The sequence below is a fragment of the Desulfogranum marinum genome (assembly GCF_963675105.2).
GTDB lineage: Bacteria > Desulfobacterota > Desulfobulbia > Desulfobulbales > Desulfobulbaceae > Desulfogranum > Desulfogranum marinum.
Genome location: NZ_CAXXRO010000002.1, coordinates 220,807 through 246,990 on the forward strand (window position 1 = coordinate 220,807; position 26,184 = coordinate 246,990).

At 46.2% G+C, this 26,184-nt stretch carries 23 protein-coding genes, 1 tRNA gene and 1 pseudogene; 12 read left to right on the plus strand and 13 right to left on the minus strand.

Features of this window, described 5'->3' with window-relative positions; genetic code table 11:
- Nucleotides 1-92: 92 nt before the first annotated feature.
- Nucleotides 93-1,592 carry an Rne/Rng family ribonuclease gene (locus ACHZCY_RS01745; RefSeq protein ID WP_394713360.1) on the minus strand — a complete coding sequence of 500 codons (1,500 nt, stop codon included), beginning with the start codon at nt 1,590-1,592 and terminating at the stop codon, nt 93-95.
- A gap of 128 nt (nt 1,593-1,720) precedes the next feature.
- On the opposite strand from ACHZCY_RS01745, the gene ACHZCY_RS01750 reads away from it, so the two are divergent.
- The 6 genes and pseudogenes from ACHZCY_RS01750 (at nt 1,721) to ACHZCY_RS01775 (ending at nt 7,570) form a co-directional block, all read left to right on the plus strand.
- Nucleotides 1,721-2,566, plus strand: coding sequence for a glycosyltransferase family 2 protein (locus ACHZCY_RS01750; RefSeq protein ID WP_319547627.1), 846 nt, complete (start codon nt 1,721-1,723; stop codon nt 2,564-2,566).
- 2 nt (nt 2,567-2,568) lie between these two features.
- A complete protein-coding gene (locus ACHZCY_RS01755; protein WP_319547628.1) occupies nt 2,569-3,684 on the plus strand; it encodes an SPL family radical SAM protein in 1,116 nt (371 codons plus the stop codon).
- Nucleotides 3,685-3,771: 87 nt separating this feature from the next.
- Nucleotides 3,772-4,191, plus strand: coding sequence for a single-stranded DNA-binding protein (locus ACHZCY_RS01760; protein ID WP_319548315.1), 420 nt, complete (start codon nt 3,772-3,774; stop codon nt 4,189-4,191).
- Between the two features lie 334 nt (nt 4,192-4,525).
- Nucleotides 4,526-4,921 (plus strand): annotated as a pseudogene (locus tag ACHZCY_RS01765) (IS66 family transposase); the annotation flags it as partial.
- 182 nt (nt 4,922-5,103) lie between these two features.
- Complete coding sequence (locus ACHZCY_RS01770; RefSeq protein ID WP_319547629.1) at nt 5,104-5,712, plus strand: NAD(P)H-dependent oxidoreductase; 609 nt, start codon at nt 5,104-5,106, stop codon at nt 5,710-5,712.
- Nucleotide 5,713: 1 nt separating this feature from the next.
- Nucleotides 5,714-7,570, plus strand: coding sequence for a monovalent cation:proton antiporter-2 (CPA2) family protein (locus tag ACHZCY_RS01775; RefSeq protein WP_319547630.1), 1,857 nt, complete (start codon nt 5,714-5,716; stop codon nt 7,568-7,570).
- Nucleotides 7,571-7,605: 35 nt separating this feature from the next.
- Here the strand turns inward: ACHZCY_RS01775 and ACHZCY_RS01780 are convergent, their stop codons facing one another.
- The 4 genes from ACHZCY_RS01780 to tsaD all read right to left on the minus strand — a co-directional run bounded on the left by ACHZCY_RS01780 (nt 7,606) and on the right by tsaD (nt 11,318).
- Entirely contained in the window at nt 7,606-8,778 is a 1,173-nt protein-coding gene (locus ACHZCY_RS01780; RefSeq protein WP_205223136.1) for an iron-containing alcohol dehydrogenase, read from the minus strand.
- A 5-nt stretch (nt 8,779-8,783) separates the two neighbouring features.
- Nucleotides 8,784-9,299 (minus strand): DUF2062 domain-containing protein, encoded by a 516-nt coding sequence (locus tag ACHZCY_RS01785; RefSeq protein ID WP_319547631.1) that lies wholly within the window; start codon nt 9,297-9,299, stop codon nt 8,784-8,786.
- Nucleotides 9,300-9,383: 84 nt separating this feature from the next.
- Nucleotides 9,384-10,241: a 16S rRNA (adenine(1518)-N(6)/adenine(1519)-N(6))-dimethyltransferase RsmA gene (rsmA, locus tag ACHZCY_RS01790; protein ID WP_319547632.1), complete on the minus strand. Its 858-nt coding sequence runs from the start codon at nt 10,239-10,241 to the stop codon at nt 9,384-9,386.
- A 69-nt stretch (nt 10,242-10,310) separates the two neighbouring features.
- Nucleotides 10,311-11,318: a tRNA (adenosine(37)-N6)-threonylcarbamoyltransferase complex transferase subunit TsaD gene (gene tsaD, locus ACHZCY_RS01795; protein ID WP_319547633.1), complete on the minus strand. Its 1,008-nt coding sequence runs from the start codon at nt 11,316-11,318 to the stop codon at nt 10,311-10,313.
- 89 nt (nt 11,319-11,407) lie between these two features.
- On the opposite strand from tsaD, the gene moaA reads away from it, so the two are divergent.
- Entirely contained in the window at nt 11,408-12,454 is a 1,047-nt protein-coding gene (moaA, locus tag ACHZCY_RS01800) for a GTP 3',8-cyclase MoaA (protein ID WP_205223132.1), read from the plus strand.
- A gap of 77 nt (nt 12,455-12,531) precedes the next feature.
- Here the strand turns inward: moaA and ACHZCY_RS01805 are convergent, their stop codons facing one another.
- The 8 genes from ACHZCY_RS01805 to pheA all read right to left on the minus strand — a co-directional run bounded on the left by ACHZCY_RS01805 (nt 12,532) and on the right by pheA (nt 21,461).
- Entirely contained in the window at nt 12,532-13,716 is a 1,185-nt protein-coding gene (locus tag ACHZCY_RS01805) for a pyridoxal phosphate-dependent aminotransferase (RefSeq protein ID WP_205223131.1), read from the minus strand.
- Nucleotides 13,713-15,125, minus strand: coding sequence for an FAD-binding oxidoreductase (locus ACHZCY_RS01810; RefSeq protein ID WP_319547634.1), 1,413 nt, complete (start codon nt 15,123-15,125; stop codon nt 13,713-13,715). The genes ACHZCY_RS01805 and ACHZCY_RS01810 overlap by 4 nt, the downstream gene beginning before the upstream one ends.
- A gap of 32 nt (nt 15,126-15,157) precedes the next feature.
- The gene (locus tag ACHZCY_RS01815) at nt 15,158-15,823 is read right to left on the minus strand and encodes an amino acid ABC transporter permease (protein WP_319547635.1); all 666 of its coding nucleotides are present in this window, start codon (nt 15,821-15,823) and stop codon (nt 15,158-15,160) included.
- A 2-nt stretch (nt 15,824-15,825) separates the two neighbouring features.
- Complete coding sequence (locus ACHZCY_RS01820; protein ID WP_205223129.1) at nt 15,826-16,590, minus strand: amino acid ABC transporter ATP-binding protein; 765 nt, start codon at nt 16,588-16,590, stop codon at nt 15,826-15,828.
- Nucleotides 16,587-17,270, minus strand: a complete 684-nt coding sequence (locus ACHZCY_RS01825; RefSeq protein ID WP_205223128.1) for an amino acid ABC transporter permease — start codon at nt 17,268-17,270, stop codon at nt 16,587-16,589. The genes ACHZCY_RS01820 and ACHZCY_RS01825 overlap by 4 nt, the downstream gene beginning before the upstream one ends.
- A 206-nt stretch (nt 17,271-17,476) precedes the next feature.
- Nucleotides 17,477-18,226 carry an ABC transporter substrate-binding protein gene (locus ACHZCY_RS01830; RefSeq protein ID WP_462687162.1) on the minus strand — a complete coding sequence of 250 codons (750 nt, stop codon included), beginning with the start codon at nt 18,224-18,226 and terminating at the stop codon, nt 17,477-17,479.
- Nucleotides 18,227-18,408: 182 nt separating this feature from the next.
- Nucleotides 18,409-20,217 carry an ABC-F family ATP-binding cassette domain-containing protein gene (locus ACHZCY_RS01835; RefSeq protein WP_319547637.1) on the minus strand — a complete coding sequence of 603 codons (1,809 nt, stop codon included), beginning with the start codon at nt 20,215-20,217 and terminating at the stop codon, nt 18,409-18,411.
- 140 nt (nt 20,218-20,357) lie between these two features.
- The gene (gene pheA, locus ACHZCY_RS01840; RefSeq protein WP_319547638.1) at nt 20,358-21,461 is read right to left on the minus strand and encodes a prephenate dehydratase; all 1,104 of its coding nucleotides are present in this window, start codon (nt 21,459-21,461) and stop codon (nt 20,358-20,360) included.
- A 319-nt stretch (nt 21,462-21,780) separates the two neighbouring features.
- Between pheA and larE the strand changes: the two genes are divergently transcribed.
- From larE to ACHZCY_RS01865, 5 genes are all read left to right on the plus strand, one after another.
- Nucleotides 21,781-22,584 carry an ATP-dependent sacrificial sulfur transferase LarE gene (gene larE, locus ACHZCY_RS01845; RefSeq protein ID WP_319547639.1) on the plus strand — a complete coding sequence of 268 codons (804 nt, stop codon included), beginning with the start codon at nt 21,781-21,783 and terminating at the stop codon, nt 22,582-22,584.
- 181 nt (nt 22,585-22,765) lie between these two features.
- Nucleotides 22,766-23,038, plus strand: a complete 273-nt coding sequence (locus ACHZCY_RS01850; protein WP_205223123.1) for an HU family DNA-binding protein — start codon at nt 22,766-22,768, stop codon at nt 23,036-23,038.
- A gap of 81 nt (nt 23,039-23,119) precedes the next feature.
- Nucleotides 23,120-23,196: transfer RNA gene (locus ACHZCY_RS01855), tRNA-Pro, on the plus strand.
- 1,211 nt (nt 23,197-24,407) lie between these two features.
- Complete coding sequence (locus ACHZCY_RS01860) at nt 24,408-25,313, plus strand: metal-dependent transcriptional regulator (protein ID WP_319547640.1); 906 nt, start codon at nt 24,408-24,410, stop codon at nt 25,311-25,313.
- 1 nt (nt 25,314) lies between these two features.
- Entirely contained in the window at nt 25,315-26,109 is a 795-nt protein-coding gene (locus tag ACHZCY_RS01865; RefSeq protein WP_319547641.1) for a FeoB small GTPase domain-containing protein, read from the plus strand.
- The last annotated feature ends 75 nt before the right edge of the window (nt 26,110-26,184 follow it).

The following is a 26,184-nucleotide window of genomic DNA, read 5'->3' on the forward strand; positions in this document are numbered from 1 at the left end:
GCGTATCTTGCGCATACCGTTTTGTTTCGTTGCCTTGATCTGTTTGATTCCAGCTCTTTCAACATGACAAGATAACAGCACCCATGCCGAACTTACTTCCAAATAATTTCATATCTCTTTATATGCATATCAGGAACGGAAGTAATGGTAAACCGTTTTCCTGTGGCCTGCTCCAATTGGTCAACATGGACGGCCTCTTCGTTTCGCAGTAAATCAGCCACATTGGGATGCACTTTCAGAGCTGCTGTAGCACACTCGATTTTACGAGCATCTTTTGTTAATTTCCTGAATATCTCGTAACATATGGTACGGCTTGATTTTATAAATCCATCACCACCGCAATAAAAGCAGGGCTCGCACATGGTTTGGATCAGGTTCTCTGAAAGTCGTTTCCTTGTCATTTGGACCAGGCCGAATTCAGAGAGTTTCAGGATATTAACTTTACTTTTATCATCCTGCATTGCTTTTTTGAAGGCGTTATACAGGTCTTCTCTGTCCTGTTCATCGTCCATGTCAATAAAGTCTATGATTATAATCCCACCGATATTTCGAAGGCGTAACTGGTAGGCAATCTCTTTGACAGCCTCCATGTTTGTTTTAAATATGGTTTCAGCAAGATCATTTTTACCTACATATCGACCAGTATTGACATCAATAACCGTCAGTGCTTCAGTCGGTTCTATGATGATATAGCCTCCTGATCTCAGCCACACCTTTTTATCCAGTGCTGAATTGATGTCCACCTCGATTCCATATGACTCAAACAGGGGGGCGTCTCCATCATAGTAAATAATTTTTCGTTGCAGGTGTGGGGCAAAGGTTTTGGCATAGGTTAGCAATTGATTATATACTTCACGGTTGTCAACCACTAATTCATGGATGTTCTCGGTGAAAAAATCGCGCACCGCACGAAGAATAATATCCAGATCCTTGTAGATCAGACTTGGAACTTTACCCTTCGTTGATTTAGAAAGAATTTCGTCCCAAAGAAGCAGTAAGAATTCCATGTCTGCTTCTAGTTCATCGCTACTGATATTTTCAGCAACCGTTCTGATGATGAAACCCGCTCCCGAGGGACGAAGTTTCTCTATTTTTTCCTTAAGTTGATTGCGAACTCCTTCATTTTCGATTTTTCTCGATATACCGATATGATCGGTGAGGGGCATGTACACCAGATTGCGACAGGGGATGGTGATGTTGCAGGTCAGGCGGGCGCCTTTGGTGCCAATAGGTTCTTTGGCTATTTGAACAAGAATCGGTTGGTTTTCTTTGAGGAGTTCGTTTATTGGACGATTGGTATGCTTTTTCCCGTTTTCAACGCCATCTACCGGTTGAAAAGATTGTTGATTGAGTCCGCCTTGAGCTGGAACGATGATGTCATCAACATATAAAAAGCCGGTCCTCGCAAGGCCGATATCAACAAAGGCTGCATCAATGCCGGGCAAAACCCGAACAACTCGGCCAAGATAGATGTTGCCGATAAGGCCTTCTTCAGAAAAACGCTCAGTGTGAAATTCCAGGAGAGTGCCGTTTTCAACTAAAGCTATACGATTTTCATACGTTGTTGCATTGATGAGTATGTCTGTGTACATATATGTGCGGTCGACGCCGGAGCAGATGAATACCATGAAGGCAGATATCACTTTTCAATTAACTTCGCAGTATACTACACACCTGATAAAACTGCCAAAAATAAATATTAAATCGAAAACTTCTCCCTGTGATTTCCGTTATTATTCCAACATTTAATCGAGCTGATTTCCTCTCTCGTTCAATCCTGTCGGTGGTTTGTCAAACATTTTCTCCTGCAGAATTGATTATAATCGATGACGGTTCTACGGATAATACGGCGCAAATTGTGCAGAATATAGCTGGTGACAGCCCTGTTCCAATACAATACCGGTATCAGAAAAACAGTGGTGCTGCCGCTGCCAGGAATGCAGGCATCAGGGCAAGCATGTATGAATATGTGGCTTTCCTCGATTCCGATGACTGGTGGCTTCCTGGAAAATTGAAAGAGCAGTATCAGTCCATGCTTAGTCAGCCACACTACCAGATATCCCATACACGCGAAATGTGGTACAGGAACGACAAGAGGGTAAATCAGAAAAAGAAACATGATCCTCCGCATGGCGATATTTTTGAGGCAAGTTTACGTATGTGCATGGTGGGTATGTCGACAGTGATGGCCAAAAAGGCGTGCTTTGAAACATTTGGTTTTTTTGATGAACAGCTCCCATGTTGCGAAGATTATGATCTTTGGCTCAGAATGAGTTGTCAGCTTCCTTTTTTGAGAATTGATACACCACTAATCTGTAAAGATGGGGGGCGTGCTGACCAGCTGTCGTTTATTCACAGAATGGGGATGGATACTTTTCGAATACAGGCTTTGTGTAATCTGTTAGAAGGTGGCCGTCTTAGTGAAAAACAGCGAGCCCTTACCCTCATTGAATTGCAGCGAAAATGTACTATTTATGGGAATGGCTGTATAAAACATGGTCGCCTGCAGGAGGGCCGGCGATATCTGGAACTGCCAAATAAATATTTGTCAAATGGAGAGCAGTAAGCGTGAAAAAAGTTATTTCCTATGGTGATCCGGCACATTATGTGACTCATCTTCATGTTACCAGAGAGTGTGTGGACAACCCATATGCTCAAGAGATTATAGAAAGGGCAAATCTTCCGGTTACGATTCTTGAAGACGGCACCCTGCCTGATATTCCAGGAAGCTATCCTGAAAACCTCACCCAGGGGAAACACCACCTGCTGCTATGCAAACATCGGGGTGTGTTTTTTAAACCTTGTCCAGGTACAAGGGAGTATACTTGTTGTGGGTATCAGGTGCTCAATATAGGTATGAATTGTCCCATGGATTGCGTGTACTGTATTTTGCAGGCCTACCTCAACAATCCGTGGCTGAGTTTTTGTGTTAACGTTGAAGATATGTTGGCCGAATTGGACAACGCGCTGCTGAACCAACCCGAACAATTCTACCGGATTGGCACCGGTGAGTTTACGGACAGCCTTGCCATTGATTCGTTGACAGGTTTAAGCTCACGATTAATCAGGTACATGAACGACAAAAGTAATGCTGTTCTTGAATTAAAAACCAAGTGCAACATTATAAAGCAACTGAAAGATGTTCCACACAATGGGCGCACAGTAGTTGCCTGGTCACTCAACAGCCCCATCATAATGGCCAAAGAGGAGTTGCGAACCGCCACGCTGGATGAACGACTCGAAGCTGCATCCCAAGTAGCTGAGTGGGGATATCACCTTGCTTTTCATTTTGATCCTATCATTAAACATGATAACTGGCAGCAAGGCTACCGGGAGACTATTAGGCGATTATTCGAGGCCGTCCCTGCAGACAAAATTGCTTGGATAAGCATGGGGGCTTTACGTTACCTGCCGTCCCTTAAAAATATAGCCACAGAACGGTTTCCGACTTCGACTTTTTTTTACGAAGAATTTATCAATGGCCTTGATAATAAATACCGCTATTTCCGACCAGAACGTGTCTCCATGTACCAATTCATTCTTGGTGAATTAAGAAAATATGCTGCAGACCGAACTTGTATTTACTTTTGTATGGAAAGCAGCGAGATATGGCAGGAGGTATTTGGTTATACCCCGGAAGAACATGGAGGGTTACCCAAGATGCTGGATCGGTCGGTTAGTTAGTATCTTCGGCCAATGATTATTTTGTAATTTTTCAAAATCAAAAGTATAAGGGAAACCGTAAACTGAATTTTAAACAACAGGTGAATGATGATTAATAAAGCGATTCTTATCGGTAATCTTGGTGCTGACCCAGAAATACGGTATACCCAGAGTGGCGACGCAGTGGCGTCGTTCACTGTAGCAACAAGCGAGAGATGGAAAGGCAAAGATGGGCAAATGCAGGAACAGACAGAATGGCACCGCATAGTTGCCTGGCGACGTCTTGCAGAAATTTGTGGTGAATATTTGTCAAAAGGTTCCAGGGTCTATATTGAAGGAAAGATACAGACTCGGAAATGGCAGGATCAGAATGGGAATGATAAATACACCACTGAAATTGTGGCACGGGAAATGAAGATGCTGTCCCCACGAGGTGCTGGTGCTGCCGGAACAGGCGGTGGCGGTGGCGGCAGTTTTGGCGATTATCCACAGGAACCGCCTCCAATGGCCGATGATGTACCGTTTTAGATAATTCCTGTCTACACAGAGTATTTTTTTCAAAAAGCCTGCTTGTATAAGCAGGCTTTTTGGTTTGAAAGCTAACCTAAAGCCGGCAAGTCTTACAAGGTTCACGATTTAAAATTTTCTCATCAAGAAGGCATTCCTCTACGATATCATGATCGATTAATTGAGTCAGGATATCGGTACATTTCTTTTTTATTGTGTCCCTGAGCAGCCTTGCGGCCGGGGTAATCAATTTAAGCCAACATTGCTGTCACTGAGAGTGAGACGCACACTCAAGTCAGGGTAGGTGTCCATAAACTCATTTACCCATGGTCTGACGAGATTTGTTCCCAGGTCAGATGAAGCTGAAGAATATCGGCAAAAATATAGAGCAATCTTAAAAGCAGGGGACCTGGAAAGCCCGCCACCAGATAAGACAAAAAGAAAAGGAAAAAGAGGGCGGATAAAGAAAACAAAAGCCCGAAACCTATTAGAAAGATTGCGTGACTACGAAGATGATACCCTTTTGTTCATGGAAAATGTGATCGTTTTTTTCACGAACAACCTTGGAGAAAACGATCTCAGGATGACAAAAGTTCAACAAAAAATATCGGGATGCTTTCGTTCAATTGACGGCGCTCATATTTTCTGTCGTGTTCGAAGTTACCTGTCTACTTGTAGAAAACAAGGCTTTAGTTTAAGCCATGCTTTGTCCGTTTTTTTTGAAGGAAATTATCCTGCATTGAAACTATAAGCTTTTGCAAGTAAAAATAGGCTGAACAGTTACATAGAAATTAACCAAATGTTTACCAAAGGTCAGTCCATTCGGAACCATCATAACCAGTATTTTGGCAGTAAAAGGTAAGCGCTACCTTTTTACTCCCAAAAACTCTGAACCCGGCACCGTCTGAATTGATGAGAAATCCCGACTACCCCATGAGAAAAATTCTTATTCAATTTGTACACCCGGCGAGATCACGCTCAAAAATCAACAATACCCTCCGTGCTGCCGTAGAGGGACTTGATGGGGTCACCATTAATGACCTTTATGCCACCTATCCCGATTTTCTGATCGATGTCCAAAGGGAACAGCAGCTCTGTGAAGAACACGACGCCATTATTTTTCAGCATCCGTTGTACTGGTACTCAACACCCTCCATAATGAAAGAGTGGCTTGATCTGGTGCTTGAACATGGCTGGGCATACGGTTCGCAAGCTTCCCTACTCAAGGGAAAACTCTTTTTGCAGGCTATAACTGCCGGCGGCGACGACTCCACCTACCGTAAAGACGGGTATAATGAGTTCTCCCTCAGGGAACTTATCTCGCCTTATCGAGCCACAGCCAAATTGTGCAATATGGTATGGCTTCCTCCGTTTGCGGTCCTCGGTATCCACAGGGGACTACCCGAAGAAGAAATTAAGATGCACGGAGAGGATTATAGTCGAATGGTCATCGGATTACGCGACGGTACGCTGGATATTGAGCAGGGCAGGAAGGAAGACTATCTCAACAACGATTTACATGCAATAATCAGGAGACCCTAGCATGGAGCATTTTCTCCTTCAGCTGTTTATTTTCCTCGCTGCCGCAGCCATTGCAGTACCCATTGCCAAAAAACTGGGGCTCGGCTCGGTTCTCGGATACCTGATAGCAGGAATAATCATAGGACCGTTTGGTCTTTCGCTCATTGCCGATATTGAAGAAGTTATGCACTTTACTGAATTCGGTGTGGTTATGATGCTTTTCCTGGTCGGACTTGAGCTCAAGCCTTCTCTTCTCTGGCAGATGCGTACCCCCATCGTGGGGATGGGAGGGTTACAGGTTGCGTTATCGAGTGTTCTTATCAGTGGTTTTTCTCTGCTCTACTTACCCTGGCAGCAGGCAGTAGCCGTCGGCATTATTCTCTCCCTTTCCTCGACAGCGATCGTTCTGCAAACATTGCGCGAGAAAGGGTTGATGAACACCTCTCCAGGACGCTCTATCTTTTCGGTGCTGCTTTTCCAGGATCTCGCGGTCATTCCGATGCTTGCTGTTTTGCCTTTGCTGGCAACCATCGCCATGCTCGACGACGGCCATCACGGTTCAATATTTTTTGACATAAGCTCACTGCCTGGATACTTGCGAATCCTTGTTACTCTGCTTGCCATCAGTTCTATCTTTCTCCTCGGTAAATTTGCGGGTAGGCCGATGTTCAGAACCATTGCGGCAACGAGGGTAAGGGAAATCTTTGTTGCAGCGGCTCTGGCACTGGTGGTTGGTATTTCCCTATTGATGACCGCTGTAGGGCTCTCACCGGCACTGGGTACCTTTCTTGCCGGGGTTGTCCTGGCCGACAGTGAATACCGCCATGAGCTCGAGAGCGATATAGAGCCTTTCAAGGGATTATTACTTGGCATTTTTTTTATCTCCATAGGAGCCAGTCTTAATTTCACACTGATCGGTGAAGAAATTCTGCTGATCGCGGGCCTGTCAATAGCGTTGATCGGCTTGAAATGGCTGGTACTCGTCGTAACCGGTTTCCTTTTCAAGATGGCTAAAAAGGAGCGCTCCCTTTTTGCCATAGCCCTTGCCCAGGGAGGAGAATTCGCCTTTGTTCTCTTTCAGTTTTCCAGGACCAACGGCGTACTGCCGGCGCAGATCATAGAGCCGCTGATCAGCGCCGTTGCCATCTCCATGTTTCTCGCTCCCTTGCTTTTTCTCGCTCATGACAAATTTATTGCAGGCCCCCATGGTGCAGAGGACGTGCAGCGGGAAGCCGACACGATCGACCATGGAGAGCATAGGGTTATTCTTGCCGGGTTCGGTCGTCTTGGCACCGACCTGGGCCGTTTCCTGATATCGGCAGGCATAAAACCGGTCATTCTCGATCATGATGCAGCCAATGTAGATATACTCAGAAAATTCGGCTTTGAGGTATATTACGGAGATATTACACGTCTGGATCTACTGGAAGCTGCCGGCGCCGATGAAGCGGAACTCCTCATCGTTACCATAGGGGATAAAGATAAAGCATCCGAGCTGGTTGAGTTGGTACAGAAACACTATCCGCATCTCAAAATAGCCGCCAACGCGGCAGACCGTTCAGCAGCCTACCAACTCATGGATCTTGGCATTACTGTTATTCGGCGGGAGACCTTTGGCAGTGCATTGTCCCTGGGCCAGGAATCCTTGAAATTATTGGGTGTTGACCCCTATGAGGCGTATAGGCTCAAACGTATTTTCAGGAAAAAAGATGAAGAAATGATGCCTGAGTTATACCGAATGCATCGAGAAGATGAAGATCAGTATATATCTATGTACCAGAAGCATAACATCGATCTTGAGGAGTTGATGAGACTGGACCAGAATGCAGACACCGAAGAATTGGACAAGGCCTGGACTGCAAAAAATCCGGAAATGTAAAGATGCTCAGTAAATTCTCATTGTGCAAAATTTCCTTAACAGCATCGAGTAAGAATATTCTCCAGCAATGGCTGCGAGTATTCACGTAGGCGCCAGATTTTAGCAAGCCCGCTGGAATGTTCGGCGATGGTAGGTATGTCTGCAGCTGTAACCCCCATCTCGGCAAGTGATGTGGGAACATTTATTTCCCTAAGCCATTGCAGCAATTGAGTAATACATTGTTCGGCCCTTTCTGCAGGAGGAGCGTTTGCCGAAATTGTTTCCGGAAAAATTCCTTTACCAAGCATTGCCAGGCGTTCTGGAGCGGTTTCTTTATAGTAGTGCAACCATCCGGGCAGGAGAGCTGCAAGTCCTGCCCCATGCGCAGAATTATAAAGACCGCTTAGGGAATGTTCCAGCAGGTGCATGGGAAATCCAACCCGTCCGAGTCCGGCTGCTGTTAATCCGTTAAGGGCAAGAGTGGCAGACCACATCAGGCTTGCTCTGCCACCATAATCCCTTGGATGTGTCAAACAACGATTGCATGCATTCATAATGCTTGCAATCAGGCCTTCCATAAATCTATCTTGGACAGGTGTATCAGGGTCTGCGGTGGTGAGATAGAATTCGAGGATGTGGGAGATAGCATCAACAGCCCCATAGGCAGTGTAATCAGGCGGCACTGTATAGCTGAGTTCAGGGTCTAGGATAGATGTTTTAGGAAACAGGAACCGATGACCAAAACCGAATTTTTGTTTTTTTTCGTCATGGGTCAAGACCATTCCGGAATTCATTTCTGAGCCGGAGGCTGGTAGCGTAAGGACCGTATTGACAGGAAGGGTACCTTTTACGCCTTTTTTACCGGTGAAAAATTTCCAGACATCATGTTCCACAACCGCTCCAGCTGCAATGGCTTTGGCGGTGTCTATTACAGAGCCGCCGCCTGCACCGATCACGACCTCTACTTTTTCCTTTTTGGCCACCTGTATTCCTTCCCTGACTCGGGAAAGTAAAGGGTTTGCCTGGATGTTGCCAAACTCGGTCACCTCAACACCTGCAGCGGCAAGGGATTGGACTATTTGCTGGTAGGTGCCATTTTGTTTTAAACTCTGTCGGCCATAAATAAGCATGGCTCTTGAACCAAATGCTTTTGTTTCCGGCCCAATGGATGGCAGGGTCTGTTTGCCAAACAGAATTTTGGTAGGATTATGGAATACAAAGTTATGCATACGGGTTAGCCCTGCTTCCGCCGGTGATTAAGTAAATGTTTTTCGTGACGTTTACGTTGCATGATAACAAAAAATTTTAAGGCAAGTATATAGCTGATTATTCCAGTTGGAATGGCAAGTAAAAGACCACCTGTCATCATGACCATGCTTGTATTTAAGCCTACTTCCCAAATAGTTTGCAAACTTTCCAATATACCGACACTCTTGAGTTGGTGAAGCAGTGTTTTGATTTGCAGCCATGTGAGCCGGTCAGGCAAAAAAAAGTCACCCAGCCACCATGCAGCATAGTAATGCGGAATAAAGGTCAATGGGTTGCTGACTATGGTACCGGCAATGATGGCGGCAATGGGATTGACTCGCATGATCAGGCATGCAGTCAGGATCATCACCGTATGAAAGGGAAGGGTGGGAGTAATGCCTATGGCAGCGCCGACAGCAGCACCCATGGCAAGGGCCCTCGGAGTACCCTGCAGCCTTCGCAGGCGCAGGTAATAATAGACTGTGATTCGTTTAAGGTTCACAAGTATAAAAAAGAGAGCAAAGGGGAACGATGTATCAACTGTATACGAAGCAGAGAACTAAACAAAGCCTTTTTCTATATACCTTTACTCTCTATTTTTGAGAAAAGAGCTGAGCCGTATGAAATCTTCAAGTTCCAGTTTTTCCGCCCGGATTCCGGGATCAATATCAGCATCCTGTATACATTGGGCTATTTCCTGTTTGTCGGTGGCCTTAAAGCTAGCTGATAATGCATTGACAAGCGTTTTTCGCCGTTGACCAAATGCTGCGTTAACAACCCGTTTAAACAACCTTTTGTCATAGGCTTCAATCGATTGTAATCTCTCCGGGCTCGGAAAAAACGTAATTTTAATGACCAGGGAATCCACTTTGGGCCTGGGGTGGAATTCTGCAGGTTTAACCAGCAGCAAAGGCTCCACGGTGGCACAGCTTGCAAGGAGAATTGTGGGCGCTCCATAGGCCTTTGTTCCAGGTTTTGCCATGAGCCGTTCGGCCACTTCCTTCTGGACCATAACCACTGCAAAGTGGATGCAGTCGCTGAACTCTATCAAGCGAAAGAGAAAAGGAGTAGAAATCGAGTAGGGAAGATTAGCAACGATTTTTAGTCTTGCCTGGGTCTCATCTCTCAGCGCGGGTAAATTGGTTTTGAGAATATCTTCATGGCGAAGCACAACATTGGCCGGCAGGTCCTCCTGCTCCTGATGCATCCTCACAATTCCTGAATCAGCTTCAATGCCGATAACTTTTGCTGCCATGCTCGCAAGAGGCATTGTCAGGGCACCGAGACCGACTCCAACCTCGATGACCGTGTCGGTTTTGTCCAAATGGGCAGCGCCGGCAATACGATCTGCAGTATGCTGGTGAACAAGGAAATTTTGACCAAGTTTCTTTTTGGGGGCAAGGCCTTCTTTTTTAAGGACTTTTCTGGTCTGCTGGTAAGCCATAAGCTATAGAGAAAATGATGGGTTATGGGGAGTTTCAGGATGATGCTGCGACAACCTGTTGCTGTCAGCCTAGTTTAGGGGAGAGCGGGAGTAGGCATCATCGTCCGGATTGACCATGCTGCCATTTTGAAAATGGTGATAGCCGGCTAGCCCTATCATGGCTGCATTATCAGTACAGTAAACAGGACGGGGTACAAAAAAATCCATTCCTGCATGCCGACACGCTTGTTGCATGTCGGTTCGCAGCTGTTTGTTTGAAGCAACACCTCCACCCATGACAATTCTATGATGATGGTTAGATTTAGCAGCAATGATGGTTTTTTTTACCAGTACATCTACCACCGCCGCTTGAAAGGAAGCGCAGATATCGTTTATGCCAAGTTCGATCCCTTTTTGACGGCGTTGATGAACGTAATTCATCACCGATGTTTTCAGGCCGCTGAAACTAAAATCAAGACTGTGTTTGCTCAGCCATGCCCGCGGAAAAGCAATGGCGGTGGCATCGCCCTTTTGGCCATATTGACTAACAACCGGCCCTCCTGGATAGCCGAGGTCGAGCAGTTTGGCGACCTTGTCAAATGCTTCTCCTGCAGCATCATCTCGTGTCCGTCCGAGACGGGTGTAGTTGACAGGGCTGTCAACGGAAAAAAGGGAGGTGTTACCGCCGGAGACTATCAGCGCTGTATACGGAAACTCGGGCTTTTCCTCTTCCAGCATGCAGGATAAAAGGTGGCCTGCCATATGATCGACTCCCACACAGGGTATACCGCGAACAAGGGCAAGGGATTTGGCAAAGGTAAAACCAACCAGCAGGGAGCCGACAAGGCCGGGTCCTTGGGTGGCACTAATCAGCTGGATATCATCGAGTTGTACCCCGGCATCAGCCAGGGCCTGATTGACAACGGGCCAGATCATTTCGATGTGGCAACGGGAGGCAAGCTCAGGGACAATGCCGCCAAAACGTGCGTGGACATCGTTTTGAGAACTGACAACCGAAGATAAAACAGTATTTGTCTTTGCTTCGAGTACAGCGGCAGCTGTATCGTCGCATGAGCTTTCAATGGCAAGAATGAGCATAGATGGCTTGGGAGCTATTGCAATCAGAACAATTCAGTGGTATCTGTTGACAAAATTGAAGGATAAATTTTTTTTGGACATACTACTCGATGAATAAAGAAATAGCCAGTTCCCTTCCCAGTGAAAACAAACTCATTGATATGTTTTCACGTTCCATTTCCTATCTGCGGCTCAGTCTTACTGATCGCTGCAACCTGCGATGCATGTACTGTGTCACTGAAGAAGAAGGGAAAGGCGGACCTGTTAAGTTGCGTCATGATGATCTCCTCACTTATGAAGAGCTGCTCCGAGTTGTGCGGGTTGCTGTTCGGATGGGAATTACAAAAGTTCGGCTTACCGGCGGTGAACCGCTGGTACGCAGAAATGTTCTCGGTTTTATTCGCGACCTTAACGCGATAGAACAGCTAACCGATGTCCGCTTGACCACCAATGGGGTACTGCTCAACAAATATGCCCAAGAGCTTTTTTCCGCAGGGGTATCAAAGATAAATGTCAGCCTGGATACCCTCCGCCCGGAGAGATTTGCTTCCATCACCGGTGTCGATTGTTTTAACGATGTCTGGCAGGGGCTGCATAAAGCTCTGGAAGTCGGTTTTAACCCAGTAAAGGTTAATGTAGTGGCTATGCGCCATATCAATGACGATGAGATTAGTGATTTTGTTCACCTCTCAAAGACAATGCCGCTGCAGATTCGGTTTATCGAATTTATGCCCATCGGCGATTCCAGCCGTTGGAATGATGAAACCTTTATTTCATCCGATGAAATAAAACAGCGTCTGGAAGCACATGGTGAATTGATCCCCATGGAGCGTCTTCAGGCGGATGGACCTGCCCAGGTGTACCGACTTGGAGAAGATTCAGTGGGCTCCATTGGTTTTATCAGCCCTATGTCACATCACTTTTGTGATCAATGTAACCGATTAAGGCTTACTTCAGCGGGGGGGCTCAGGTCGTGTCTTCTGCATGATGATGAGGTCGATCTTCGTTCGGTGCTCAGGCAGGGCGGCGGTGATGAGGAAATCTGTAAGGCGTTGTTGGATGCTATTCGTAACAAACCCAAGGGACATCAACTGGAAGAGCGTTTAAAAAACTCAGGAAACAATTGCCACGGCCAGATGTCTCGCATAGGCGGCTGAGTCGTTGAACCCGCGTTTTTCATGATGATTGTATAGCTACTCCAACAGATTCATTGGAAATCCTTAAGGGGCGGAGGCTACGCCCCCAACCAACGTTCAATCCTATCAAAAGACTCATTAATCTCTGCAGTTTCGCCTCCAAATGAGAGCCGGAGATGACCTTCACCACCTTGGCCAAAGGAACCTCCAGGTACCGTTATAACGCCGGTTTCATCCAGTAATCGATGTGCTGTCTGTTGCGAGTTATCGGTGGTAAAATGATACTTGCCCATGATGTAAAATGCACCTTTGGGAGCAACGTAACTAAAGTGGGGAGCCAGCCTGTCCAACCGACTGCAACACACTTCTTTTTTCTTTGCTAATTCCCGACAACAGGTAGCTACCCATTGTTGATCACCATTGAGTGCTGCAAGAGCTGCACATTGTGATATGGTTGGTGCACATATCGTTGCCGCGTCGTGTACTTTGGTTATATGTTCCATCCATTGCCTGGCTGCTGCTACCCAGCCCACCCGCCATCCGGTAAGACAATATTTTTTTGATAAAGAGCCGATGGCTATCACGTGATCCCTATACGCATCCACGCTCAGTGGATTAAGGATCGTGGTGTCATCGTAGACAATGTAGTCATATGCTTCGTCGATGATGAGAACAATGTTGTTGGCGACAGCGAGCTCACACAGAGCACGGATTTCGTCTGCGGAATAGACATTTCCCGTTGGGTTGCCGGGGTTGCAGAGCAGAATTGCTTTTGTTTTTTGGGTAACAGCCGCTCTAAGACCGGCCGGATCCAGCCCCCACTGCTTGGTTAAAGGGACAAAAACAGGAACGCCTCCGGCAAGCAGGACTTGCTCCGTGTACGAGGCATAGGTGGGGGAAGGAAGCAACACCTCATCACCAGGGTCAACCACTGCAAGGATCGATGCGAGCAGTGCTTCCATACCGCCGACTGTTACGCATATTTCGTGAACCGGGTCGGCTTTAACTCCCTTTTCAGCCAGCAAGTACTCACTGAGCCGTTCGCGCAGTTGGGGCATACCCGTTTGGAGCGTGTACCTGCTGATGGTGGGATTATCCACAAGCATTTGTTGCACGGCCTCCATAACATGCGGCGGAGGAGCAAAACCGGGGACGCCTTGCCCCAGAGAAACGCAATTGTGTATACCGGCTGCACGATCTGCCATTACTTTGGTGGCTGAAGGGGCAACAGCCTGTATTCTGCTACTTGGTCGACTAAATGGTTTGCGTATCATTGGGGTCATGGGTTTGAGCTTTCAGAAAGGTCGGGGAAAACTTTTCCGGGGTTGAGGATAGCATTGGGATCAAAGAGCTTCTTTATGTTCTGCTGCAAGGCTATGCTCGTTGGCGAAAGTTCCATCGGCAGGTAACTCTTTTTGGCAAGTCCTATTCCATGTTCACCTGAAATGGTTCCTTTGAGTTCAATGCTGTGCGCCAGCAGATCCTTGACAGCGGATTCAGCATTATGTCGGTTGTTACTCTCTTTTGCGGTAACGCTGAGATGTATATTACCGTCCCCTGCATGCCCAAAGGCAAAGATTTCAACGCCATATTTATCCTCATAAAGAGGCAGTGCATCAATGAGTTGGGCTATGGCACTGATCGGAACGGCTACGTCCTCCGGGATGTATACATTGGCGTAATCATGAATGCGTAAACTTACCTGTCGTCGAACGTTCCAAATTTCCTGCCGTTCTTGATTGTTGGTGGCCGGTAGAATGGCAGCAGCACCATGTAAGTGGAGGATCTGCTCGATGGTGCTGAGCTCCTCTTTAATCTGGCTTGCCGGGCCGTCGAGTTCGATGATGAGTATGGAGGGCGTCGCGCCTGGCAGGTCAAAAGGGAGCATTTCTCCAACCAGGGAAATACATTTGTGATCAAGAAATTCAATGGCGCAGGGCAGGTGCCCAGAAGCCATTATGGTAGTGACACTTTGCATGGCCGAGCTCATGTCGCTGAACACACACATTAACCCGATAACAGCGGGAGGTTTGGGTATGAGCCTTAGCCAGAGGCTGGTGATAATTCCAAGAGTTCCTTCACTGCCTACAAGCAGGTTGGTCAAGTCATACCCCACCACGCCTTTTCTGGTTTGGACACCGGTGGCAATATGTTCGCCGTTAGGCAATACCGCTTCCAGGCCAAGAATATAATCTCTGGTAGTCCCGTATTTAACACAGGCAGGTCCGCCGGCGTCTGTAGCGGCATTGCCACCAATGGTACTGAGATCCATGCCAGCCGGATCAGGAGGATAGTAGAGTCCGCCGGCATCTGCTGCACTTTTCACATCTTGGCTGATTACGCCGGCCTGTACTTTGATAATACCATTAACCGGATCCATAACCTGGATGTCGGTAAGCCGTTCGGTTGAGAGGACAACGCCGGCATGATCAGCAAGACACCCTCCGGCAAGACCGGATCCAGCTCCCCGAGGAGTTACCGCGAAATTATATTTATTGGCAAGTTGTATAACATGCTGGACATCGGCAACAGACTGAGGGCAGATGACCATTTCAGGGGGGTAGCGTAACTTGGAGGCATCGCCGGAATATTTGTGTAAAGCTTGGTCGTCGGTAATCACTGAACCTGGTGCAACGGCAGCAGTGATTATTTCCTTAATTGCGGAGGTAAGGGGAGAAAAGGGATATGGCATGGCAAAGAAAAGGTTGGGAGCGGTTTGGTGTTTTATTTATGGCCAAAACCAGGAATATAGAGTCGTTTTTCGATAATTTTTAGAAGAAAAGAGGCACATGTTACCAGGGCAAGATAATAAAGGCCGATGATTATAAATACTTCAGTGAAACGGAAGTATTCAGTGGCGACGGTTTTACCTTCTCCTGTGAGCTCTAAACACGTAACGATATAGGCAAGAGATGAATATTTAATAAGGTAGATGATTTCATTGCCGCAGCCATGAATAGCGCGGCGCACTGCCTGGGGAATAATAATCCAGAAAATGGTTTGAAAATGGGTTAAACCGAGTGCATGGGCACCGGCGTATTGGCCGCGTTTTATGGAGAGCAGTGCTCCGCGAATATATTCTGATTGGTACGCACCACTGCAAAGAATAAAACCGGTTACAGCAGCTGCATAGGGAGAGAAATAGATCCCAAGGTTGGGTAACCCGAAGTAGAGCACAAAAAGTTGGACTACAAGCGGGGTCCCTCTGAACACGGCAGCATAGCCGTTACCAAGTAGCCGGACTGCCCGGTTGCCGTATGCGCGTAAGCACCCGGCGGTAATCCCGATAAGGACACCGCCAATGGCAGAGGGAACAATCAGGGCAACAGACATGAGCAGGCCCCGATTAAGGCTTGAAAAAAGTTCCTGATAGAATGGAGAAAAATCCACGTTTATTGCTCTCCGGTGGCTAGCTCGTTTAAGCGGTCACAGAACCCTTGCGTTTTATTGACGTTGCCCTTGGCAAGGAGCTCTTTTGGGGTTCCGGACTCCACAATCTGCCCGTTTTCCATAAAAAGAATATGATCGGCAAGGGTCGAGATCAGGCTAATTTGGTGGGTAGCCATAATCATGGTCATCCCTTTTGCAGCCAGGTTTTTGATGACGGATATGACCTCGCCTATAAGGTCGGGATCGAGGGCCGAAGTTGGTTCATCGAGCAACAGTATCTTAGGATCCATTGCCAATGCCCTGGCAATGGCGACGCGCTGCTTTTGTCCTCCAGACAACTGAGCAGGGTAGAGGTCACCTTTCTCCCCTAGTCCGACCTGTTCCAGTTCCAGTCGGGCGCGTTTTTCTGCTGTATTACGGTCGAGTTTTTTTACCTTGCGCAGGGCAATCGTTATGTTGTCCAAGGCTGTGAGGTGATCAAACAGGTTGAATTCCTGAAAAATCATACCAACCTGTTGCCGCAGTCGATAAAGATCTTGCTTGTTGGAAAAATCTATCGGCTGTTGTTCCAGTTCTATCTGGCCGTCGTCCGGAATAACCAGGCAATTAATACATTGCAGCAGTGTACTTTTACCACCCCCGGAAGGTCCTATGAGGACGATAATTTCACCTTTTTCCAGTACAACATCAACACCGTTTAAAATGGTGTTGCCGTCAAAGGATTTTTGGATGGCTTGTGCTTTGAGTATTGGAGTATTGGAGGTCATTCTTGTATACCATTGTGACTGTAGCCGGGAATGCGTACCGCATCAGAAAGTTTGTTTAATGCATACACTCCTGCCCATGTCAGGAAAAAGTAGAGGATTCCAGCTGCTATATACAACGGAAGATGCTGATAGGTCCTCGAAGCGACGAACTGGGTCCGGGCCATGATTTCCGGAGCGCCTATAACAAAAGCCAGGGCGGAGTCTTTAAGGATAATGGAATATTCATTGGACCATGCGGGAATGGACATACGCAGTATCTGGGGCAATATAATAGATCGTACGGCCTGGCTGTTACTCATTCCCAAGGCACTGGCAGCTCTAAATTGGCCTTTGGGTAACGCGAGAATGGCCCCTCTGAAAATATTTGCTTGATAAGCGCCGGTTGTCAGGCCGAGAACAATGGTGACAGAGGTGAAAGCGCTGAAACCTATATCGAAATAAGAAAACAGGCCAAAATAAAAAAGAAAGAGCAGTACCAAAACAGGTACACCCCGGAAAAACCAAACATAGGTGCTCAGTAGAAGCTGTATCGGCCGCTTGCCATAGACAATCCCAACCGCGACAGCAATTCCTATCAGTAACCCAAGAAACATTGCAGCAAAGACAATACCAGCGGTATTGAGAGTGCCTTGAAGAAGATAAGGAAAAGAATCTACAATAACAGAAAGGCTGGCTGGCATAATTTCCGGAGAGTGAAATATAACCCTTAGAGGTTATAGGGAGTCAGAAAATGGGGTGATGGGGTCAGGGGAAAATATATAGGATGTCTTGAATAATTAGGTTTTTTTGCAAGGTTGAAACATGCGAAAAAATACCACAGGCATAGATGCAAGATGGCCTATAACAAAAGGCGGATACCGTAGAAGTGATATCCGCCCATCGTAGATTACTTGTTTAGCTCATATTTTTTGATCAATTCATCCCACTTAGGAGATGCCATGAGCTTGGCCAGAGACGTGTTTACTTTTTCCAGCAATTCAGGGTTATCTTTGCGTACGGCATAAGCAAAATCTTCTTCGTGCATGCCGAAGGTGCCGACAATCTGTACATCTTTCTTGGAAGCTGCATCATGCGCTGGTGCATCATCCATAGCTGCCGCATCTATTCTGCCGTTTAAGACGTCCTCAACTGAAAGTGGGGAAGAGCTGTAGTAACGAAGTTCATAGTTCCAGCCATTTTTCTCGGCTTCAGCCTTGAGCCACTTTGCCTCCGTGGTTCCTTGCTGTACACCAATGACTTTTTTACCGTTCAGAATGTCTTCAATGGTCAGCGGAGAACCCTTTTTAGTGACCATAACCTGCTTGATGATCCAGTAAGGGATGGTGAAGTTGACTTTTTTAGCACGCTCTGCTGTGGCACTCATGCCTGAGGCTATTATGTCTATTTTTTTGGTCAATAAAGCGGTGATAATACCATCCCACTCAATGGGTTGGTGGCTGACTTCAACGCCGATGTCATTGGCAATCCAATCCATAGCTTCAACATCAAAACCGCTTGGTTTACCGGTTTTGTCAATGTAGGCAAAGGGAGGAAAGTTGGCATCAATACCGTTGACGATTTTGCTTTTAGCTGCAAAAGCGGTGCTGCACATGGCAAGAAGAGAGAAAGCAGCAAACAAAGCCAGGATTTTTTTCATCATAGGGTTCACCTTGTAGATTTTGATAGCTGGGGCAGTGTCTTTATATTGAAAATACACAGTACCATTAACGCCCCTGATATATAAAAAAAGATATAGTGTGTCAACGAGTTATCAACCCACTGAGTGGTTACCTCTCGTAATTGAGGTGAAGGACGTCGTAGAGACGTACCTGCCTTGGGCTATATAAGCTTAAGCTCTTCCAGTTCTTCCCAGCGGGAATAGAGCTTTTCCACTTCGTTTTGCAGCTGTTCCTGTTCGTTCCAGTAGTCCTGCAAAAGCTGTGAGTCGGAGACCACTTCCGGCGACACCATCAGCGTCTGTAGTTCTTCTATCCGTTGTTCACGTCGATTAATTTCATCTTCCATCTGGTCATATTCGCGTTGGTCCATATAGGACAACTTACCGCTTTTTGGTTTGGAAGATTTCTTAGGGCGTGCTTCAGTGGTAGGTTTTTTGGGGCTCCCCTTTTCTACAAGGTGCAAGTCTGCGAGCCACTGCTCATAGTCAGCAAAAAAATTGGTGCCTCCTTTGCCGTTGAAGCCAAGGATCGTATTGCAGACCTGGTCGAGCAGAAAACGATCATGGCTGACCAGTACCAATGCACCTGGAAATTCGGCCAGGCTTTCTTCCAGGACATCCAGTGAAGGAATGTCCAGGTCATTTGTCGGCTCATCAAGAAGGAGAATGTCGGCTGGTTTGAGCATCAGGCGGGCAATGAGAATTCTTGCCTGCTCACCTCCTGATAAACGATGCACAGGGGTGTCGAGCTGGTCAGGTCGAAAAAGAAAGCGTTTTGCCCAGGAAACAACGTGGATACTTCTGTCCTGATAAACAACAGAGTCGCCATCAGGAGCAAGAGCGCGTTTAAGTGTTGTATTTTTGTCCAGTTGTTCGCGGCGTTGATCAAAGCTGACAATGCGTACATTCTCTGCAGTGGTGATGCTGCCGCTATCGGGCTTAGGGCCGTCACTTTCAGTGGCTGCCGCAAGAATTTGCATCAGGGTCGATTTTCCGGTCCCGTTTCTGCCTAAAATACCCAGGCGTGATCCGGGCGAAAGCACCAGGTCAAGATTTTTAAACAGCGGGGTATCTGTAAATTGTTTGCTTATCTTCTTGCAGACCAGAAGTTTTTTAGTCTTACGATGCGTTGCATCAAATTGGATGGCAACCGAACCAGCTGCCCGATTTCGCGAACGAACATTATTCAGCTCTCCCTGGAGACGACCAGCTTCATCTATGCGATACTTTGCTTTGGTCGAACGTGCTTTCGGACCCCTGCGAAGCCATTCTGTTTCTCGTCGCATCTTGTTGGCAAGCCGTTCTTCGGTTTGTTGCTGCTGGTCCAGAAAAGCTGATTTCTTTTCCAGAAAATCAGCATAGGTACCAGTGGACTCGAGCGAGCCCTCGGGGTATACAGGACCAAGTTCAATTATTCTGTTGACTGTGTTTTCCAAAAAACGCCGATCATGGCTGACCATGAGCATCGCTGCCGGGCTTTCCGGGAGATTGGCGCGCAGTAACTTTTCAAGCCAGATTATCCCCTCAATGTCGAGATGGTTGGTCGGTTCGTCCATGATCAGTACATCGGGGTAGACAACCAGCGCTCTACAGAGTGCAAGTCGTTTACGCCAGCCGCCGGATAATTTTTGTACAGGGCTGGTTTGGTCCTCAAAGTCGGCACGACTAAGGATTGCATAGATGCGGTTATATTGCTCTGCCTGCTCAATATCCAGATCTTTTACGGCAAGATAAAGATTGTCTACGCAGTTCAGCTCTTCATGAAAAGTGTCTTCCTGAGCTACATAACTCAGGCGGGTATGTTTGGGGCTGAAAATCTCACCACTGTCACACTCGGCAAGCCCGCAGAAAATTTTCAGCAGGGTGGATTTACCGGAACCGTTGGGACCAATCAAACCGGCACGGTCCCCTGTGTGCAAATTCATGGTGATATTGGAAAACAGGGTTTGAGCACCAAATGCTTTGCTCAAACCCTTGCAACTGAGAAGTGGTAGCATAACAGCGGAATTAAATGGAACCTGTTTGTATGATTGGTATTACGCCGCAATATGATTTCCATTGCGGCATAGGGAGCCTGCCAGGCGAGTATGAATGAATGTTGATTGGTAACTTAAAATGCACCACCGTTGAAGTCAATATTGTCGGCGCGGGGATAGGATCCAAGCCATTCAAAATAAGCGCATATTTGTTGTAAAATATTACACGCTTCATGAATGACTGGGTCGTCCATGTGTCCTATCATATCGAGGAAAAAAAGATATTTCCACTGTTTGCCTTTGGTCGGCCTGGATTCAATCTTGGCAAGATCGATGTTTTTGGCTGACAGGATGGTCAATATCTCGTTTAATGCCCCTGGTCGGTTGATCAAACCCAGCAAGACAGAGGTTTTGTCTGCGCCGCTTTTTTGTGGGGATTGTTTTCCAAGGACCAGAAAACGGGTGGTGTTCCCCTGGTAATCTTCGATCCCTTTCACAACCACTTGCAGATCATAGGCCGTGACAGCGAGGTCGCTTGCAATGGCGCCGACATTGGGGTTGTTAGCAGCCATCTGTGCAGCGGCGCCGGTCGAGAACACCGGCAGGGTGGGGATGTTCGGTAGATTTTTCCGTAGCCATTCTCTGCATTGAGCAAGACCCTGGGCATGAGAGGCAACGGTTTGAATATCTTCAAGGTTTCCGGATCGACAAACCAGGTTATGGGTAATCGGCAGTTGAATTTCTCCGCATATCTGTACTTTGTAATTGAAAAAGGAATCCAGGCTTGAGGTTACAGCCCCTTCAATGGAGTTTTCAACTGGAACAATACCGTACTGTACCCGTTCTTTTTCAACCTCCTGGAAGACTTCAACAATAGCCTCAAGTGGACGGTAATCAGCTGACTGTCCAAAATATTTAACACCTGCCTGATGGGTAAAAGTCGCTTCCGGCCCAAGATAGGCGACGGTTGCTTTTCGTTGTGATAGTCTACATGTGGTTATAATTTCGTGAAATATGGAGTGAAGGGCTTTGTAAGGGAATACATCCTGGTTCTTTTGCCGGAGGCGATTATAAATTTCGAGTTCCCTTTGCGGATCCCACTTTGCACGCTTGGTTTCATTTTTCAACTCGCCTATTGTCAACGCACATTCAAGACGTTCTTTTAAAAGGTCTAAAATGGTATCGTCAATTTCGTCAATTCTGTCTCGGACATGAGAAATATTTGCTTTTGAGGTCATGGTTGTTCGTCTTCTAATTGGCTTGGAAAAAGTTGGACAGTGTTTGTACGTATCTGTTTAATGACAAACACGTGGTTGTACCAAAAGGCAATATGATGGCAACATGTGTATTTGGTAGACACAAAGAAACCTATAGCATTTATAGGGTGAAGAAAAGAAAAAATTGAAAATGGTTGCAGGGGACATTTTTTTGCATCATATATTCTGTTACTCTTTTCTTTGTATTTTCTTCATGCAGCGTGGTTCTTCATATTTAGGGGGACTCACTTTCAGCGCTGTCTTTATCTTATCTGTTGTGTGGTTATGAGAGGAAATTTGCTTGCAGCAAACTCAAGAAAAACTTAATCAATTAAATCAAGTCCTTCTCAAGTACGGCCGGGTTGCGGTTGCTTTTTCCGGAGGTGTTGATAGTTCCCTTCTTTTAAAAAGCGCTCTTGATACTTTGGGTGCGGGCAATGTGCTGGTCCTGTTCGGATCCTCAATCTTGCTGAAACCCGAAGAGATATCGCTGGCTCAAAATTGGCTTACAACCAATGGATATCCAAAAGGGGTTGAAATGCAGGTGGTCGACTTACAACCACTTGCCTGGAAGGAATTTGTCACTAATTCAGAAGAACGCTGTTATCAATGCAAATTACGGATCTATAAACGGTTCAAGGAAATTATGGAAAAAAAAGATTTTTCCGTTCTCCTCGATGGAACCAACACTGATGATCTGAAAAGTAAAAGACCTGGTTTACGGGCTATTCATGAATTGGGAGTGAAAACACCTCTAGTGGAAGCAGGACTTGACAAGTCCGATGTACGGGAGTGTAGTCGTCTGCTTGAACTTTCCAGTTGGGAACTACCATCTGCATCGTGTCTGGCCACTCGTATACCCCATGGTCTTCCTGTTACCGAGGAGCGTGTTGCTAAAATATCCTTGTGGGAGGGCGGACTGAGTAAATTTGGATTTGACGGTTGCAGGGTTCGTTTGGACAAAGAGCGTACCAGTGTCGTCTATGTACAATTGGCCGAAGCTGACTTGCCAAAAATTGCCAATCCAGATATAAGGGTAGCCATTCTGCGTTTTTTTTATAACAACAATATCAAAAAAGTGTATCTTGACCTGGAAGGACGGTAACAACCTTATCAGTTGTAGCCAGCGCTGAAAGCCCGCTCTAACGGGCATTCAAGAAGAAAAAAACAATTTTTTTCCTTTGACAAAGAAAAAAAAGTTTATTTAACTTCCACCGTCATCGCTAGTGCCCGCTCAGGAATAAACCTGAATGTCGTGGCAGTGTTAAAATCTTTGGGAGGGAAGAATGAATAAAAAGGAACTTGTAGAAGCCATGGCTGGGGCTGCAGAAATTTCTAAGGCCGCAGCAGAAAAAGCATTAAATGGTATGCTCATGTCCATTACGGATGCTCTTGCAAAAGGAGATAAAGTAACACTTGTTGGTTTCGGAACTTTTTCCACTGTTAATCGTTCCGCCCGTAAGGCTAAAAACCCTCGCACCGGTGACATGATAGACATTCCAGCCAAAACCGTTGCAAAGTTCAAACCAGGCAGTAAACTTGCTGACGCTGTAGAATAAATCGTTTGCCACCCAGGTTTTATATGAAAAATAGTCGGGTATAATCCGGCTGTTTTTTTGTGTTGTGCACTAATAAAACATCGGAAAGTGGCTCAGTCTGGTAGAGCACAGCGTTCGGGACGCTGGGGTCGGAGGTTCAAATCCTCTCTTTCCGACCAGAAAATGTAGTAAAATAAAACAGTTAGCTTTGTTCTGTTGGTGAAAAAGGTTGGAAACACAGGCGTATGTGTTCCCAACCTTTTTTATTTCAAATACTTAGAATTATGACGGTGGTTGTAGAACAAGCGAAGTTTTTTGTAATTATCTGTAATTGAGTGTTAAATGACATGTCTTTAGGCCTTAGTGTACATAAAAAAAGTACAAATAATGTACATAGGTCCTACAAAGAAGTTAGAAAAAAATATGTTAATCAGAATCTTTAGTGCTGGGTTTCCGAGTAGCGGTGGTAACAATATTGTATTGCTTCAGATGGAAACAGAAAATTTATTAATCCAAGTTAACGAGTAATAATTCAGCCCGTACCATTTTTTCTATCTGTTCATTTTTGCGGCGCTCCTTCCTCAGTTCTCTCGCCGCTTCCAGCTTTTCATCTCTCTCCTGGAAAATATGTTTTTCTCGCCCCTCAAGCTTGACTATCGGTGCAATATAGCCGATTGCAAATGAAATTCTTGTTTTCGTAATACGAATTTTATCTCATTTTAACGATTAATGGACTTTATCTGTTATATCTTATGGTTATATTGGTTTTCTGATAAGCTGACCACATGTGACCACGATTATGATAAATGCACGAAAAAAGAGTTCTTACTCATTCGATAAAAATGACTTGTTGAAAGGTGCGAACAACAGCTTCCCAACCACTATTTCGATCGATTGAAATGTTCCGTGATCATAAAGAATCAGGAATAAGGTGAATTGTAGATCATCTTAAATGATTAACATTGCCAATACCAGCCTCTGTTACCGTGACACTATGCGCCTCCATAACCTCTCATGGATTATGATGCGAGAAATCTGAAATTGCCTTTTTGTTGTTAGGTTTTTGAGAGGATGTAGTGGTTAAAAATCAAAAGATGAGTAGGGTGGAACCCTGGAGCAATAGAACTGAGATCATAGCTTCAACCCATTCACTTTTCTGAGCTTAATCTTTTGCACTTAATATGTTACTCCAATAAGAATTGAAGTGTAATTGGATAAATAACGTCTAATATCTTGAAAATGTCTTATTTTCTATTTTGATAATATCTTATGCTACATTACTGTGGGTCGATGACGCAACAGTTGAGGAGTTTGCCTTTATTGCTCTCCGCTATACAGACACCTCTACAGAAGTGGATGCCAACAAAACTCTCAAATTATCTTGAATCGAATGGAAGAAAAAAAACTTATACAACACGCTCTGAAGTTTTTAGCGGAATGCGACTACGATTGTCAAAGCGCTTCTCCTGAGATGATTGGCAAGAAACTTTCGATCACCATGGATGAAGTGACGAAATTACTGCAGAAACTACGCGCCGCAGAATTTATGGAGCCCGATACTTTTGCCCTGACCGGGGACGGCAGAGAGTATGCCCTGCATATACTAAAGGCACATCGACTTTATGAAACGTATCTTGCCAGAACATCCGGCCATCCCGAGTCACTGTGGCATCAGATTGCCGACGAAAAAGAGCATGACTTGACACGTGAAGACGTAAAGCAGTTGTCGGAAGAACTCGGCCATCCACGCTTTGATCCCCATGGTGATCCCATCCCTACATCAGCCGGTGAAATGCCCGAAAAGCTAGGAAAAACGTTGCTGGAATATCCTGCCGGGTGGGTGGGTCGAGTGGTTCACATTGAAGATGAACCTGCAGAGTTGTATTCTCAAATATCCAGAGCGGGTATTACAACAGATACGGTGCTGCGCATCGCTGATAAGGATACGAATACAATGACTCTCCACCTTGAGGGGGAAACCTTTCGATTTCCGAATGAAGTTGCCGATCAGATTACTGCGGTTAAGCTGAAGGCAGGAGAAACGTTGGACGAGTCTGTTGAGAGATTGTCCCGTCTGGGACTTGGAGAAAAAGCAGAGGTTGTCGGCATGTCTGCTCTTGTACGTGGGCTTGAAAGAAATCGTCTCCTTGACCTGGGAGTTGTGCCCGGAACTATAACTCAGGCTGAACTCAGAAACCCTTCTGGCAGTCCTGTTGGATATCGTATTCGTGGAGCCTGTATCGCCCTTAGAAAAGAGCAGACCGAGCGCATCCGCATAAGAAGAGTGAGGCAATAACATGAAAAAGAAGACAACCTCCACAGGCTCAAAGCTGGAAAAGCTGGGAGTACATCTTGGCCAGGCAGATTATGTTGTAGCCCTCGCGGGGAATCCAAATACTGGTAAAAGTACCGTTTTTAATGCGGTCACCGGCCTTCGTCAACATACGGGGAACTGGCCGGGTAAAACCATCGCCAGGGCCGAGGGAGGCTTTTCTTACAACGGTAAGAAATTTCGCCTCGTTGACCTGCCGGGAACCTATTCTCTTCTTTCAGCTACCGATGATGAAGAGGTTGCACGAAATTTCATTCTTTTTGGGCGACCAGACGTGACGGTGGTTGTCATTGACCCAATGCGTCTGGAAAGAAACCTTAATCTTGCCCTGCAGGTGCTGCAGATTACTGAAAAGGCAATTGTCTGTGTCAATCTCATGGATGAGGCCAGAGCCCATGGACTAAAGATCGATGGCCAGGGTCTATCACATGATCTAGGCGTTCCTGTGGTCCTGGCTGCAGCGCGACAGGGTGAGGGGATTGATCAGCTGCTTGCGGAAATTGATAATATGGCCGGTGGCCGCAGTAGTTGCAGCCCTCATCGCCTGAATTACGATATAATCCCCAGCGTCCAGGAAAGTATGGATGAACTGGTCGGGGCCCTCGCGGAAGCCTATCCGGGAATGCCACACCGGGAATGGGTTGCCTTACGACTCCTTGAAGGCGACCAGCAGATCATCGAGGCAGTTGCCAATGGTGAAATCGGCAAGTTGAGTGAAGATCACGTTGCCACAGGTACGATTAGTGCGTGTGGAAATTAAACAGAGGAATTGGCAGAGTTTTATTCTTCAAGAAATGTGAACGTTATAACACAGCTTATATTTTCTTAGGAAAAA

Bases quoted from the DNA above. Each gene is read 5' to 3' on its own strand.
- ACHZCY_RS01745 (WP_394713360.1), bottom strand. From the start codon at position 1,592: ATGTACACAGACATACTCATCAATGCAACAACGTATGAAAATCGTATA.
- ACHZCY_RS01760 (WP_319548315.1), top strand. From the start codon at position 3,772: ATGATTAATAAAGCGATTCTTATCGGTAATCTTGGTGCTGACCCAGAA.
- ACHZCY_RS01770 (WP_319547629.1), top strand. From the start codon at position 5,104: ATGAGAAAAATTCTTATTCAATTTGTACACCCGGCGAGATCACGCTCA.
- ACHZCY_RS01775 (WP_319547630.1), top strand. From the start codon at position 5,714: ATGGAGCATTTTCTCCTTCAGCTGTTTATTTTCCTCGCTGCCGCAGCC.
- ACHZCY_RS01780 (WP_205223136.1), bottom strand. From the start codon at position 8,778: ATGCATAACTTTGTATTCCATAATCCTACCAAAATTCTGTTTGGCAAA.
- rsmA (WP_319547632.1), bottom strand. From the start codon at position 10,241: ATGGCTTACCAGCAGACCAGAAAAGTCCTTAAAAAAGAAGGCCTTGCC.
- tsaD (WP_319547633.1), bottom strand. From the start codon at position 11,318: ATGCTCATTCTTGCCATTGAAAGCTCATGCGACGATACAGCTGCCGCT.
- moaA (WP_205223132.1), top strand. From the start codon at position 11,408: ATGAATAAAGAAATAGCCAGTTCCCTTCCCAGTGAAAACAAACTCATT.
- ACHZCY_RS01805 (WP_205223131.1), bottom strand. From the start codon at position 13,716: ATGACCCCAATGATACGCAAACCATTTAGTCGACCAAGTAGCAGAATA.
- ACHZCY_RS01810 (WP_319547634.1), bottom strand. From the start codon at position 15,125: ATGCCATATCCCTTTTCTCCCCTTACCTCCGCAATTAAGGAAATAATC.
- ACHZCY_RS01820 (WP_205223129.1), bottom strand. From the start codon at position 16,590: ATGACCTCCAATACTCCAATACTCAAAGCACAAGCCATCCAAAAATCC.
- ACHZCY_RS01825 (WP_205223128.1), bottom strand. From the start codon at position 17,270: ATGCCAGCCAGCCTTTCTGTTATTGTAGATTCTTTTCCTTATCTTCTT.
- ACHZCY_RS01830 (WP_462687162.1), bottom strand. From the start codon at position 18,226: ATGAAAAAAATCCTGGCTTTGTTTGCTGCTTTCTCTCTTCTTGCCATG.
- pheA (WP_319547638.1), bottom strand. From the start codon at position 21,461: ATGACCTCAAAAGCAAATATTTCTCATGTCCGAGACAGAATTGACGAA.
- ACHZCY_RS01850 (WP_205223123.1), top strand. From the start codon at position 22,766: ATGAATAAAAAGGAACTTGTAGAAGCCATGGCTGGGGCTGCAGAAATT.
- ACHZCY_RS01860 (WP_319547640.1), top strand. From the start codon at position 24,408: ATGGAAGAAAAAAAACTTATACAACACGCTCTGAAGTTTTTAGCGGAA.
- ACHZCY_RS01865 (WP_319547641.1), top strand. From the start codon at position 25,315: ATGAAAAAGAAGACAACCTCCACAGGCTCAAAGCTGGAAAAGCTGGGA.